This is a genomic window from Microcystis sp. M113S1, assembly GCF_020246945.1.
Taxonomy (GTDB): Bacteria; Cyanobacteriota; Cyanobacteriia; order Cyanobacteriales; family Microcystaceae; genus Microcystis.
In genome coordinates, this window is sequence record NZ_JADBSA010000297.1 from 1 (window position 1) to 13,754 (window position 13,754).

12 protein-coding genes are annotated in these 13,754 nt (G+C 40.5%); 4 read left to right on the top strand and 8 right to left on the bottom strand.

All coding sequences use genetic code 11. From position 1 onward, the window contains the following. Positions 1–48 precede the first annotated feature (48 nt). The 3 genes from IM319_RS15035 to IM319_RS15045 all read right to left on the bottom strand — a co-directional run bounded on the left by IM319_RS15035 (position 49) and on the right by IM319_RS15045 (position 4,998). On the bottom strand, positions 49–807 hold the full coding sequence (locus IM319_RS15035; RefSeq protein WP_287736092.1) for an HNH endonuclease: 759 nt from the start codon (positions 805–807) through the stop codon (positions 49–51). Between the two features lie 91 nt (positions 808–898). Beyond that, the gene (locus IM319_RS15040; RefSeq protein WP_287736094.1) at positions 899–2,062 is read right to left on the bottom strand and encodes a pyridoxal phosphate-dependent aminotransferase; all 1,164 of its coding nucleotides are present in this window, start codon (positions 2,060–2,062) and stop codon (positions 899–901) included. Positions 2,063–2,244: 182 nt separating this feature from the next. After that, positions 2,245–4,998 (bottom strand): DNA methyltransferase, encoded by a 2,754-nt coding sequence (locus IM319_RS15045; RefSeq protein WP_287736096.1) that lies wholly within the window; start codon positions 4,996–4,998, stop codon positions 2,245–2,247. 210 nt (positions 4,999–5,208) lie between these two features. Between IM319_RS15045 and IM319_RS15050 the strand changes: the two genes are divergently transcribed. Further along, positions 5,209–5,676, top strand: coding sequence for a DUF29 domain-containing protein (locus IM319_RS15050; protein WP_287736098.1), 468 nt, complete (start codon positions 5,209–5,211; stop codon positions 5,674–5,676). Between the two features lie 488 nt (positions 5,677–6,164). On the opposite strand, the gene IM319_RS15055 is transcribed toward IM319_RS15050, so the two are convergent. The 5 genes from IM319_RS15055 to era form a co-directional block, all read right to left on the bottom strand. Beyond that, a complete protein-coding gene (locus IM319_RS15055) occupies positions 6,165–6,440 on the bottom strand; it encodes a MoaD/ThiS family protein (RefSeq protein WP_287075724.1) in 276 nt (91 codons plus the stop codon). Between the two features lie 106 nt (positions 6,441–6,546). Then, positions 6,547–7,851, bottom strand: a complete 1,305-nt coding sequence (thrC, locus tag IM319_RS15060; protein ID WP_110580361.1) for a threonine synthase — start codon at positions 7,849–7,851, stop codon at positions 6,547–6,549. A 550-nt stretch (positions 7,852–8,401) separates the two neighbouring features. Next, complete coding sequence (gene rsmD, locus IM319_RS15065) at positions 8,402–8,947, bottom strand: 16S rRNA (guanine(966)-N(2))-methyltransferase RsmD (RefSeq protein ID WP_287684048.1); 546 nt, start codon at positions 8,945–8,947, stop codon at positions 8,402–8,404. A 3-nt stretch (positions 8,948–8,950) separates the two neighbouring features. Further along, the gene (locus IM319_RS15070) at positions 8,951–9,628 is read right to left on the bottom strand and encodes a uracil-DNA glycosylase family protein (protein WP_287736100.1); all 678 of its coding nucleotides are present in this window, start codon (positions 9,626–9,628) and stop codon (positions 8,951–8,953) included. A 151-nt stretch (positions 9,629–9,779) separates the two neighbouring features. Continuing rightward, the gene (gene era / locus IM319_RS15075; RefSeq protein ID WP_286825956.1) at positions 9,780–10,736 is read right to left on the bottom strand and encodes a GTPase Era; all 957 of its coding nucleotides are present in this window, start codon (positions 10,734–10,736) and stop codon (positions 9,780–9,782) included. 35 nt (positions 10,737–10,771) lie between these two features. On the opposite strand from era, the gene IM319_RS15080 reads away from it, so the two are divergent. The 3 genes from IM319_RS15080 to IM319_RS15090 all read left to right on the top strand — a co-directional run. Beyond that, positions 10,772–11,539: a DUF6816 family protein gene (locus IM319_RS15080; protein ID WP_287736102.1), complete on the top strand. Its 768-nt coding sequence runs from the start codon at positions 10,772–10,774 to the stop codon at positions 11,537–11,539. Positions 11,540–11,854: 315 nt separating this feature from the next. Continuing rightward, entirely contained in the window at positions 11,855–13,426 is a 1,572-nt protein-coding gene (locus IM319_RS15085; protein ID WP_287736104.1) for a serine/threonine-protein kinase, read from the top strand. Between the two features lie 130 nt (positions 13,427–13,556). After that, the coding region (locus IM319_RS15090; RefSeq protein WP_287736106.1) for a helix-turn-helix domain-containing protein at positions 13,557–13,754 on the top strand (198 nt) is incomplete at its 3' end.

The window sequence follows — 13,754 nt, forward strand, 5'->3', positions numbered from 1 at the left end:
CCCAACCCCCAACCCCCAACCCCCACCGAAAAACTTTTTCAGCAGACCCTATTTAGCTCGATTTAACCGGTCTTCAATATTTTCTTGACTGGGGAAAATAATCTTAGTTACTTCAGGAAAAGCTAAGACGCATTCTGAACATTTATCAGGAGCATAGTTACAAAGATTACAGATTTGCCATTTGCATTTATTACAATAGAAGCAGAGAGCTTGAAAATTGTCATCGGCACTATTTCCACCTTTTTCTACGGGAATCCGATGATCCCAAACTAAACGCACTCGATCCTTAGCATAGGTATTTTGATTGATATTTTCTTTCTTTTTAAGAATTGAGCCACAAAAATTACATTTATTTTTTTGTTGTTCTAATATATTTCTCTGAATTAGAGATGAGGGAGGTGTTCTAATCGGTGATTCAGCAGTGGTAAAAAGTCGTTGATGATCGGAACTATCTAAAACATATTTTTGACTGCCTAATCTTTTTTGTCCTTGGGGAGCATAAATAAAATTAAATCCTTCTTCATTCCAAAGTTCGCTAAAGGGTTTATTAGCATCAGCATAGGAATCTTGAATTAAATTTTCAGGAATTTTACCCTTGAGTATAGTTTTTATCTCTTGTAAATTATTGGTCGCATTAGTTAGATCGCTCTCACAACCTTCTCCATACCTAATCAGAGTTAGCAAAGCAGCAATAGTTCTTTTTTTATATAAAATAATTACTCTGTTATCATTAAAAATAATTAAATATCCTTTTCCTTGAGGATTCTTGGTAATTTCCCTAATATCCTCTAACTTGATCCCACTCATCTTAATACCTCTAGAGATTACAGATAATTGGCTGTGAAAACCGAAAAAAAGGGGTAAACAAAATTCACCCCCAACAGAGAAAGTAATAATCCTACAAAGTGCTGATAAACTGAGCAAGGCGATCGAGTCCTTTTTCAATCGTCTTTAGATCTGTAGCATAGGAAAGACGAATACAATCATCAGCACCGAAAGCAATACCGGGGATAGCGGCTACTTTTTGGGTTTCTAGGAGTTTCTGACAAAAATCCCGGGATTTTAAACCAGTTTGACTAATATCAATAAACACATAAAAAGCACCGTTGGGAGTAGGACAATCGAGTCCTGGAATTGCTCGCACTCGTTCTAAAATATACTGTCGGCGCTCGCTAAAAGCTTTGACCATTTCCTCGATGCAATCTTGGGAACTCGCCAAAGCAGCGATCGCACCGTATTGGGCAAAAGTGCAGACATTGGAGGTACTATGACTTTGGATCTTAGTCATGGCCTTGACAATTTCCACCGGTCCTGCTATGTAACCGACGCGCCACCCCGTCATCGAGAAAGCTTTAGCAAAACCATTACTAATAATACTGCGCTGAAAGATTTCCGGACCAAAAGAAGCGATACTGCGGTGAATTGCGCCATCGTAGAGGATTTTCTCGTAAATTTCATCAGAAACCACTAAAATATCCTTTTCAACCACAATTTTTGCTAAAGCGGCGATTTCTTCAGGAGTATAGACAATGCCGGTGGGATTAGAGGGAGAATTGAGGACAAATAACTTAGTTTTCGGTGTAATTGCCGCTTCTAGCTGTTCGGGGGTGATTTTATACTGATTCTCTAGGCTAGTGTTGACGATAACCGATGTTCCCCCCGCTAATGTCACCATTTCAGGATAACTCAACCAGTAGGGTGCGGGAATAATTACTTCGTCCCCCGCTTCAATTAACGCCATGATTAGATTGTAGAGAGACTGTTTACCCCCATTGGTAACGATGACATTATCGGCATTGTATGCTAGTTGATTATCCTGCAGCAATTTCTCGGCGATGGCTTTTCTTAACCCCGCTTCCCCAGCAGCCGGTCCGTAGCGAGTTTTTCCCTCATCGAGGGCCTTTTTCGCGGCAGCTTTGATGTGAGTGGGTGTGTCGAAATCTGGCTCCCCGGCGCTAAAACTACAGACATCTTCGCCGTTTTTCTTCATTTCCTTGGCCAGGGAGTCGATAGCTAGGGTAAGGGAGGGGGTAACTTGATTGACTCGTGACGCTAGTTTCATGGTATTTTACCCTGACAGGGCTTTTCTGATGACCTACACAACCTTTAGTATTGTCCATTACCTCGATTGTTCTGGGTGTTTTTTTATATAATCTCCGGAATTGCCTCGATTGGGGATGCGGATGGGGTGATGGGGTGTGGGGTGTGGGGAGAACAAAGCTGCCTTTTGCATGAGTGCCTTCGTTATTGAGGATTTTTTCTTTTCGTGGTTTTTTGTTTGCTGGTAGAGAGTAAGGGAGCGGTTAATTTTTCATAGAGTTCAAAGAGGTATTCAATACGGTTTAATTCACTGGTAAAGGGTTGGGGACGATAACACAAATCAACGGCTTTGTCAAGTTTTTGGTGAGCTTTGAGCAAGTCGGGAGGCATGGTTAAAGGATCGTATAAATCGGCAAGGCTACTATCAGGATATTTTTCCCTTGTATCTAGCACAGCTTGAGCGCAAGTTTCGACGGTTTGTTTTTGTTTGTCGGTGATATTTTCTGGAAAAGGAAAATTATTATAAACAATATCTTTTGAGTAACGATAATCACTTTTTAATCTTCCACACACATATTTAAACCATGCCATGTGCATTTCTGAAGTTAAGATACCAAATAAATATAGATTTGCATTAGGAATTAATAAAACTTGATCGTTACCAATCACATTTTTATTCATAAAACCTATTGGAATATATTTTCTTCTTTCAGATGAAACACGGGGAACAAGTAAATAATTCGTTTCGGGTTGTGCTATTTGACAGAATAGAGTAGGTGTCGCCGCAAATTTACGAGTAGAAGCAGCTTTACTTTTTAATCTAAAATTTTTAACCTTATCTACTTTTTTTATGACTTCTGGTAATGTCTTTAAGTCCCTGGGAGAAATATCAAGTAACCATAGACAGTAGCGACTATAACCATTAATAAATTCTTGCGCTCCTGTATAAGGTCTAATCCATTTTTCTGCCTTCGGCTCTAATTTTAAAAATTCTTCTTTTTCTGGTTCTGTCAAAATAAAATTACCACCATCTCTTGGCATACTACCAAAACGCATTAATGGAATATTAGATAAAGGAAAACTTCGATTATAAATAATGATGTCACTTCCATCAACCAAATAGGGATTAATATTATTAGACTGAACAACTAATGATTCACCTTGAATATCTTCATAATCAAATAGGATTTTATTTGTTATATTAAAACTTCCAAAGCCAATAATTACACAATGAACTGCGGCGTTTCCTTTTGCCTCATTACTCCATTTAAAAGTACGATGGGCAAAATGAATTTTTAACTGATATTTTTGAAAAAGAATATTCCAAAGTAATGCAACTTGCTCCCCTTGAGATATAGAATTTGTGGAAACAAAAGAAACCCTGATTCTATTGCCCTGAATTATTTGAGCAGCCTTAATATACCATGCACACACATAATCTAAAACGCCTATTCCTTTCTCACCGTCGAAAACATAAGCCATATCATTCCTTTGCTGTTCGTTCATAATCATCGCACCAACAAAAGGAGGATTTCCTAAAATAAAATTGAGCTTCTCTTTTGATATAACTTCCTCCCAATCAATCCGCAAGGCATTTCCATTAACAATCTTTGCCGCTTTCTTTAATGGTAAACGCAGAAAATACTGACCAAAAGTATTACTAACCTTAATATTCATCTGATGATCAATTAACCACATTGCCACCTCAGCAACTCTTACCGCAAACTCATCGTATTCAATACCCGCAAACTGATTCACATCTACCTGAATAATAGCACTAATATCTGTTACTAACTGTCCCGTTTTATTTAATTCCTGTAACACCAAAATTTCTAAATTCCGTAACTCACGATAGGTAATAATTAAAAAATTGCCGCAACCACAGGCAGGATCAAGAAAATATAAATTAGCAATCTTTTTGTGAAATTCTAGTAATTTATTGCGATTGCCTTTAATCTTCTCAAATTCTCTGGATAAATCATCTAAAAATAAGGGTTTAATTACCTTTTGAATATTTTTCTCGGAGGTATAATGCGCCCCTAAATTGCGTCGTTCTTTTGGATTCATTACCGCTTGAAACATAGAGCCAAAAATCGCAGGAGAAATTTTTCCCCAATCAAAAGCACAAGCTTCCAATAACATGACTCGCATCTTGCTATCAAAAGACGCTAAAGGTAACGACTCCTCGAATAAATTGCCATTTATGTAGGGAAATTGAGTTAAATTTTCATCGAGATTTTTTAATCTTTTTGCTTCTGGTGTATTCAAAACCTGAAAAATAGAAGCGATGTGCATCGCCAAATCACTGCCATCTTCTTTGGTATGTATATCGATATATTCCCAGAAAATACCCTGATTAAAAATACCCGTATCATCGGCAAATAAACAAAATAATAACCGCACTAGATAAACTTCCAATTCATGCCCTATATAACCAATTTCTTTCAGGCAATCATGAAGTTTTCCCATTAACTCGGCTGCTTGAAGATTAACGGGATCTTCGTCTTTATAAACTCGCTTTTCGTAACCTGCGATAAAATCAAATAAATGAACATGATCAACAAAATTACTTAATTCAAATTCCCATTGATTACCCGCATCTAAATCATATAATTTAAACCGTTGAAAATCCGATACTAAAATATAACGCGGTAACTCATGTTCCTTTAAATTGGGGAAATAATCCTTAGCCTGTTGTGTGGCTTTTTCTAAATCTTTCCCCTTCGATTTATGCTCAACTAAAATCGTTCCTTTCCAGAGTAAATCTATAAAACCCTGTTTATTATCTGCTTTTTTGATCGGTTGCTCAAAACTAGATACCCTACGCCGTGAAATGCCAAAGACATGAAAAAAATCATTCCAAAAAAATTGAGATTCTGCCTTTTCTGAAGTCTCTCCTTGCCACTCTTTTTGAAAAGCGATTGCGCGATTTTTAATTTCATTCCAACTTAAAGGCATAGTTTTAATTCCTTATCTTTCGCCGGTTTGCTCAAAGATGGTAGAAAATGATGTAGGGAGCCATAGGCAGTCAGCAAGGGATACAGATAGTTTCCATTTTAGGTGATTTTTTGGTAAACTACAAGGGAAGCTAGAAATTAGCAACGCCTTGAGAATTGTATCCGCTTAGTTATCCGTGCAGTTATTGACACGAACGAACAACTTATCGCTATGTCCAAGACTCTCTACGAACAAGATTTTCAATTGTGGCTCGCAACAACAATTAATCACTTACAGAAGCGGGAATTTGCTGCGCTGGATACTGATAACTTAATTGAGGAGTTAACCGATTTGGGAAAATCGGAAAAAAGAAGTTTAGAAAGTAATTTGATGATTCTTTTGGCTCACTTGCTCAAATTAAAAGTACAGCACGACGCACCGCCATCAATGAAGGATAGCTGGTATTGTTCTATTATTGAGCATCGTCAGCGCATTCAGAAAAACTTACGCGATACTCCTTCTCTCAAATCCTATCTAGAAACTGCTATCGAGGAAGCTTATCCAGATGCTCGTCAAGTAGCAATTAAGGAAGGGAAACTCGCTCAATTTGGTGTTCGGATTCCCCCAGAAAATGATTATCCTCAAATTTGTCCTTTCTTGCCAGAGCAAATCTTAGATGAGAACTTCTATGGCAATTGACCAAATGTGTCTCAGTTTATAATAATACTAAATCCGTTGAGTATAGGCTAGTTATGAGGAGAGGCACTCATGCAAGAGGCACTCATGCAAAGGGGAAAATAAATAATCAGTTTTTAATAACCAGATTTAGTATAATGTGAAAATGGATAAAATGTGTCACGTTAAAAGGCAAAAGATGCGTTGGGTGTCGATTAAATATAACTAATGAACAACCACAAAGGCACAAAGGACACAAAGATTAGTAGAACGTAGGTTGGGTTGAAGCATGAAACCCAACGCCCGCATGGGTTAGCGGTAGCGTAACCCATCCTACAAATAATTGTGCCTCCCTACTTACTAAATCCGTTGAGTATAGGTAACATATCAGGAGAGACAAAAGGCAATTTAAATGCGCGGGCAGCTTAGAACTTACCTAAACAAAAGCCCCCAGAAAACATCACTTTCTAGGGGTTTAATTACAATTGACGGAAAACAAACTTATAGGGAGGTTAACCTCCAGCTACCGCAGGAACGATACTGACTTCATCGCCATCTTCTAAGGGGGTTTGTGTCCCATCGAGGAAGCGAATATCTTCACTGTTGACGTAGAAATTTAAAAAGCGCCGGGGTGTACCATCTTCAAGGCATAAGCGGGCTTTAATACCGGGGAAACTTGCTTCTAAGGATTCAATTAAATCACCGACACTACTAGCACTACACTCGATGGTAGCGTTATTTTCTGTAAATTTTTGCAGGGGAGTAGGAATGAGAACTTTTACAGCCATAGATATCAAGGAAAAAGTGGAAAGGACGGTAAGCTGCGCGCGAATTTAAATTGCTTGTGGAGATGAGGCAAGAGGATAATTGCCCCATCATCCCTGAACATCAATTCTAGACGAGAACCTGTTGCCATTCGAGGCGTTCGAGGGTGCGGGAACGTTCCAGGGCCCGTTCAAAGCTTTCTAGTTTCGGTTCGATTAACAGGGGTTCACCGATATAACCCTGCACCGCTTCTTGGGTTTTTAGACCATTACCGGTAATATAAACGACCGTGGTTTCTTCGGGGTCGATTTTACCCGCTTCTACTAATTTTTTCAAGACAGCGATAGTCGTACCGCCCGCGGTTTCCGTGAAAATGCCTTCCGTTTCTGCCAAAAGTTTAATGCCTTCGATAATTTCGGCATCGGTAACGGATTCAATATTACCGCCGGTTTTACGGGCAATATCCAGGGCATAAACACCATCGGCGGGATTACCAATAGCGATCGATTTGGCGATAGTATTGGGTTTAACTGGGGCGACAAAATCCCGTCCTTCCTTGAAAGCTTGGGCAATGGGGGAACAACCCTCCGCTTGAGCGCCACTAAAACGCACTGCTTTATCTGCCACCAAACCGACTTTGATGAATTCTTGGAAGCCTTTATAAATTTTGGTAAAGAGGGAACCACTGGCTAAAGGTGCGACAATATGATCGGGGAGTTTCCAGCCTAATTGTTCGGCCACTTCAAAGCCTAAAGTTTTGGAACCTTCGGAATAGTAGGGACGCAGATTGATGTTGACAAAACCCCAACCGTAGGTATTGCCCACTTCTGAACAGAGACGGTTAACTTGATCGTAATTGCCTTTAACTGCCATTACCGTGGGATTATAGATTAGGGTGCCGAGAATTTTACCCGCTTCTAAATCGGAGGGAATGAAAACACAACAGTCTAAACCAGCGTGAGCGGCAATAGCGGCGGTGGAATTGGCCAGATTTCCCGTACTAGCACAGGAAACGGTGGTAAAACCTAATTCTTTGGCCCGGGTAAGGGCGACGGATACCACTCTATCTTTGAAGCTGAGAGTGGGCATATTGACGGCATCATTTTTAATGTAGAGATTTTTTAGACCCAAGCGCCGGGCTAAACGGTGGGATTTAACTAGGGGAGTCATACCCGTACCCACATCGATGGGATTTTCACTTTCCACTGGCAAAAAGGAACGATAGCGCCAGATGGAATTGGGACCTGCTTGAATGCTTTCTCTGGTGACGGTGCGACGGATGAGGTCGTAATCGTAGTCCACTTCCAGAGGTGCAAAGGTTTCTTCGCAGATATTCAGCGCTTTCAGGGGGTAGGAAGTCCCTCCTTCCTTAGAAACCAAGCGGGTAAAGGTGGGGATGAATTTTGATGTTTTGATGTTCGTCGCTAGAGTCATGATTTTCCTGTCTTGCCGTCAACTGATGTACAAGCATCCTATCACCCGCAAAATCTTGGTGTCAAATATACCAGACTATTTTTGTCGGGTATAAATTTATACAAAAACTAGGGGATAAACTAGGGAGAAGGAACGCTTAAGGGGAGATGGTTAAGCTGCCGTGTCAGGAAACTTCGGTATAGTTTGAGGTCAAAAAAAGAACTAGGAGAAGATGTTTCAGTTTTTTAGGAGTATATAGCCTATTTGTGGAGAATTTTATCGAAATAAATCATAATTTACGTTTAAATAGCTTAAACAGGGGGCGATTAACTGCGGTTGCCAGAAAGTTTCTCGGTTTGCTCAGGATGATTGTCAAGAAAAGTGACAAATTATGTGATTTTGTTGAGAAATAATAATTTTTTCGGGACTGCCCAATAAAATTGACCATTTCCGGCGGTCGGCAGGAGATTATTTTTATTTATTCTCCCCACACCCCACTCCCCACTCCCCACTCCCCACTCCCAGTCTCCTTTTTAAGCTTGTTGTCAACCCAACCCTTAAGAGTCAGTGGTCAGGAGATAACTGCTTTTTGATAAAAAGTTAAGGTGGTATTGCCGTAGCGTTTCTGACGACAAATGGTTAAACTTTCTAGATTAATTGCTTGCCAAGATTTGGGATTATGTTCCACGGCAATTTCCCCCAGAGAATCTAATAAATTAGATTGAGAGATGGCAGTTAGTACCGGTAAATATAACCCGCTTTCGTAGGGAGGGTCAAAATAAATTAAATCAAAACTTTTCCCCGCTAAAGTGGCTAACTTTGTCAGCACATCCCCCCGAATTACTTGGAATTGCTGGTGGGAAGTTGCTAAATTGCGCCAATTTTCCTTGATAATTTCGCCAGCGCGTCCTGATTGTTCAATTCCAATTACTAGACTCGCACCTCGACATAAAGCTTCCCCACCCATGGAACCATTACCCGCACAAAGATCTAACCAACGACAGCCAGATAATTTATGTTGCCAGATATTAAATAAAGCTTCTCGCACCCTTGCTGTCGTCGGACGGGTTAATTGTCCTGCTAGGGTTTTTATGGGACGATTGCCGTAAATTCTCATCGGTTAAAAGGCAAATTCAGTTAATCTTTTTTGTAATAAATCAGGAAAAAGGGCATAGTATCTTTGATTGAGAGGAGAGGGATGGGGGAGAGGCAATAAAGTCACTTTCTTTTGCTGTTTTAATCCATCTTCATCGGTAGCGGTAAGGGTAACTAGCAGTTTTTTAGTAAAGCGTTCTTTATCAAGATAGAATTTATCTACTTCTTTGGGTTGACCGTAGGGTTCAAACCATTTAAAAGCTTCCGTGCCAAGGGTAATGATATGATCACCTTGCCAATAAAAAACTAGCAGTTTTTCTATAAATGGACGAAACCGATCTTTCACTTCCCCAGAATAAGCTTTATTACCTGGGGGTTTGTAGGGAACTGTATTAGTTAAGAAAATTCGATCGCATACCGATAATAACTCTTGACGATCATGGGATTTTCTCCCCTGCCAAGCTTGAAAAAATCCCTCTCTTACCATTCTACCGGCAGCCCCGATCAAAGGTTGTCCTGCATACACTTCATCTCGTCCTAAATCCCGGCCAAAAAAGCATAACTGACTAGCAAGATTACCACCATACAAAACCGGTTCAAAAGGGTCTTTTTTTGCCTCTTGGTAAATTAGGGTATCGATGGGAAAATCCTCTTTTTTTGCCTCTTGGTGTACCTGTTTAATTAGGGTTTTAATATCGGTCATTTCAGTTATCAGTTATCAGTTATCAGTTATCAGTTATCAGTTATCAGATGTGAGTTTTCAGTTCACTGTTTACTGATCACTGAAAAAAGCTTCTCCCCACACCCCACACCCCACACCCTACACCCTACACCCCACAGCCTACTTCCCCACTTCACTCCTCGGTGCGATAGCCAAATTCTGCTAAAAGTGAGCGAGATTGTCGCCATTTCGGTTCTACCTTCACAAATAATTTTAAATATACCTCCCCGGCGATTAACTTTTGAATAGCCGATCGAGCGGAAGTCCCGATCGCTTTTAACATACTGCCATTTTTACCGATGACGATCCCTTTTTGGGAAGCTCGTTCCACGTTGATGGCGGCAAAAACCTTGGTTAAAGCGGGAGTTTCCTCGACGCGTTCAATCACCACTGCCACAGAATGGGGAATTTCCTGACGGGTTTGCAGTAGAATCTGTTCGCGGATTAATTCGCCCATAATAAACCTTTCCGGTTGATCGGTGACTAAATCGGGGGGATAGTAATAGGGACCGACTTCGAGGGAATCAATTAACAGATTTTGCAATGCTTCGATTCCCGTCCCCTCCAGTGCCGAAAATTTGAGCAGCGGCCAGTTATTTTCCGTCCCTAAGGCACGATAACTATCGTCTAGAGGTTGCAGGTCTTCCGGTTGCTGATCGGCTTTATTTAGCCCTAAAATCGTGGGAGTTTGGTTTTTAGTCAGTAAATCGGCGATATAGCGATCGCCACTACCCAAAAAATTGCTACTATCGACAACAAATAAAACTAAATCTACAGAATTTATGGCGTTTTCAGCATTTTTAACTAAAACTTTGCCTAATTCGTGATGAGGCTTGTGAATGCCGGGGGTATCGACAAAAATCATCTGGGAGCGCTCGCCGGTGACAATGCCGCGTAAACGGTTGCGGGTAGTTTGAGCGATGGGAGAAGTAATGGCGATTTTTTGTCCCACTAATTGATTCATCAGGGTAGATTTGCCCACATTAGGACGACCAATAATGCCAATAAAACCCGATTTAAAACCAGTCGGTGCGACGGGAATTACTGCCGAATCGAGATTAAAGGCTTGAGAGTTGATAACATCGTTCATAATTAAAGAATATTACTTAAAAAATATTTTTACCCATGCAAAGGATAATTTTGTTCTTATTAGTATTGATTCTAGGCTGTAGTAACCATTTAGAATTATCTATAGCGGGAGATTTAAGCGATCGCTTAACTAATTATCCTCGCTGGATGACTAAACCGGTGGTTAGTTTTGCCAGCGGAGATTTAGTTTATCCCGATTGGATGGTAGGCAATTGGACTGTCACCAGTACCCTAATCGATTTAACCGCTCCTCTTGCTCCCCAGATTATCACACCGGGTTTTGAAAGTAATCGTCGTTACCTAGAACAATCGATCGAGTTTCCAGTGAGATTCATTGAGAAAGCTATGTCCAGACCGATAAATGCTGCCTTTTTATCCACCATTATCAGTAAACCATCAACTGTGGCCGATCGATCCTTTAATGGTTTAGCAATTAGTCGCGCCTATTTAGGTAATCAATCGGTATTGTCGGTAAAAACTGACCCCAATAATCCCAATCGTCAGATTACCTTTTTACGGGGCGCTCATCAACTAATTTCCACGGTAATTGCCAGAAATAGCGAAACTCCTAGCCGAAATCAATTTATTGCCACAGAAATTATTCAACAAATTTTCCGGGGAGAAACCAATACTTATCTTAATGAGGTGGAAACCACCACCGCCTATCAGTTATTATCTCCTAATAAAATTCTAGGCGATCAGGTGACAGCCATTTATCTTTCCCCCCAATCGCCGGATTATTTCCAAGCGCCGAATCGTCCTGTGGCTTTGTATCGTTATCGCTTACAATTGCTGAAAGATTAATATATATCCTGAAAAAATCAAAAATCTTCCCTTAGGTGAGGAGACAGGAAGAGAAAAAGACAAGAGACCCTAACTAGAAATACCCCTATAAAGAAAGAAAAAAAAAGGAATTAAGAGAACTTTCCTGGGCATAGTTTTCGGACTTTATTGGAGGACTTGGGGACGATTGGTTTGAATACTCTTAATCCCTCCTACAGCAGATGTTATGGCCTTTTGTCAACGGGGAAGTTCAGTAATAATCATCAACAGTTGATTGTCTCATAGTCTCAGCATCTGTGTTAGAGTTAAGCGATAACTATGTCCTGGGGAAAAACTATGAGTCTTTGTTTTAATCCCACCTGTAGCCACGAAAACCCTAAAGATATTGTATCCTGTGAACGCTGCGGTCAGTCATTAAAGTTAGGCGATCGCTATCGAGGATTGAGAGAAATTGGGTCTGGGGGGTTTGGCATCACCTATTTAGGTATAGATGAAAGCGAAACTAATCACCCTCCCTGTGCGATTAAACAATTTTCCCCCCATAGGACTAATGATGCTCAGGTATCCTCTGGCCTCTTCCGTCGAGAAGCCCAAAGTTTACAGGTGCTTAACCATCCCCAAATCCCCAAATTTTTGGCATATTTTTATATAGATGAACAACAGTATCTTATCCAAGAGTTCATTCCGGGAGAAACCTTAGAACAAGAATTAGCAGCAAGGGGGGTATTTGGGGAAAGCCAAATCCGAGATATACTTAATCAAATTTTACCAATTTTACAATATTTACACGCTAAAAACCTAATTCATCGGGATGTTAAACCCGCTAATATTATCCGTAGAACCAGCGATAAACGTCTCTTTTTAGTAGATTTTGGGGCGACTAAACTCCACACGGGAACTAACCTAGCTAAAACGGGAACTAGCATCGGAACTGCGGAATTTGTCGCCCCAGAACAATTACGAGGAAAAGCGGTTTTTGCTAGTGACCTCTATAGTTTGGGTGTAACCTGTATTTATTTATTAACTAATACATCACCGTTTAATTTAGTGGATGGTGATAATAATTGGGTCTGGCGAGACTGGCTTGGGGAAAATACGGTTAGTTCTCAATTAGCGAAAGTTTTAGATGGTCTAATTGCGCCAGGTTTAAGTAACCGTTATACATCAGCTTCAGCGGCATTAAAAGACCTCAATCAGCCTCGCAAAGCGAAAAATGCCTATGGTAATTATTTGTGGTTTGGCAGTGCAATTGCTGCCTCGATAGCCCTGTTTTATGGGTTCAAAACCACCCAAAAATCATCAAAGATTGAACCACCCAACTCACCCCAACAATCATCAAAGATTGAACCACCCACCTCACCAAATGAACCGATTATTCGCCCCAGCAATTTAGAGGTAATTAAATTATTATCTACTTATGTTGATGTGCAGAACGCATCCTATTTAGACAAGGGAAAATTTATCGAAAAACTCTCAGGGTTAATTGCCCTGCCCAGCCATTATTTTGAGGTACAAGTTATTAATAATCATGGAGTGCAAATAGCCGCAATTCCTCGCCAAAGTGATAGTTATGGTTATGTAGCAGTTTTATGGGGGGGGAAAATCTCAGATGCCGATAGCAAACGCCAACAAAATTGGCAACCTAAAGACCCGACAGATTATGGAACTTTTGCTGTGGCTAATGTCCGTGGGAAGTCCTCCAATTATGTCACGAGAGTTAGCTATTGTGAAAGCATCCAAGCGACGACAGAACCGCCATTATTATCAACCGTAGGGGAATCACTACCTCTTTCCAGTGATGAGTTACCCTGTCCCCCAGGTTATGCTTTTTCTTTGGGAATCATTGATGCGATCGCCAAATTAGCAGCCACGACCGTTCCAGCCGTCATTAAGCCAATTCAAAAATGAAACCCATGACTCCTTAAGATTTGACAGAGAAAGGCTCATCGAAAATTTTGGGTCTGAAACCCCGTCGTTCTACGACGGCTTTACTGTTAAATACTAGCGCATTTACACGATATATGCTAGAATGTGAGACATGGAAAAAGCCTATTCGTTTCGATTTTACCCCACACCAGAACAAGAGTCGCTATTGCGGCGCACTTTGGGCTGTGTAAGATTAGTTTACAATAAAGCTCTCCATCTCAGAACACAAGGATGGTACGAAAAGCAAGAAAGAGTAGGCTACGCTCAAACTTCTTCAATGCTAACCGATTGGAAAAAGCAAGAAGAATTA

Bases quoted from the DNA above. Each gene is read 5' to 3' on its own strand.
- IM319_RS15085 (WP_287736104.1), top strand. From the start codon at position 11,855: ATGAGTCTTTGTTTTAATCCCACCTGTAGCCACGAAAACCCTAAAGAT.
- rsmD (WP_287684048.1), bottom strand. From the start codon at position 8,947: ATGAGAATTTACGGCAATCGTCCCATAAAAACCCTAGCAGGACAATTA.
- IM319_RS15040 (WP_287736094.1), bottom strand. From the start codon at position 2,062: ATGAAACTAGCGTCACGAGTCAATCAAGTTACCCCCTCCCTTACCCTA.
- thrC (WP_110580361.1), bottom strand. From the start codon at position 7,851: ATGACTCTAGCGACGAACATCAAAACATCAAAATTCATCCCCACCTTT.
- IM319_RS15055 (WP_287075724.1), bottom strand. From the start codon at position 6,440: ATGGCTGTAAAAGTTCTCATTCCTACTCCCCTGCAAAAATTTACAGAA.
- IM319_RS15045 (WP_287736096.1), bottom strand. From the start codon at position 4,998: ATGCCTTTAAGTTGGAATGAAATTAAAAATCGCGCAATCGCTTTTCAA.
- IM319_RS15070 (WP_287736100.1), bottom strand. From the start codon at position 9,628: ATGACCGATATTAAAACCCTAATTAAACAGGTACACCAAGAGGCAAAA.
- IM319_RS15050 (WP_287736098.1), top strand. From the start codon at position 5,209: ATGTCCAAGACTCTCTACGAACAAGATTTTCAATTGTGGCTCGCAACA.
- era (WP_286825956.1), bottom strand. From the start codon at position 10,736: ATGAACGATGTTATCAACTCTCAAGCCTTTAATCTCGATTCGGCAGTA.
- IM319_RS15080 (WP_287736102.1), top strand. From the start codon at position 10,772: ATGCAAAGGATAATTTTGTTCTTATTAGTATTGATTCTAGGCTGTAGT.
- IM319_RS15035 (WP_287736092.1), bottom strand. From the start codon at position 807: ATGAGTGGGATCAAGTTAGAGGATATTAGGGAAATTACCAAGAATCCT.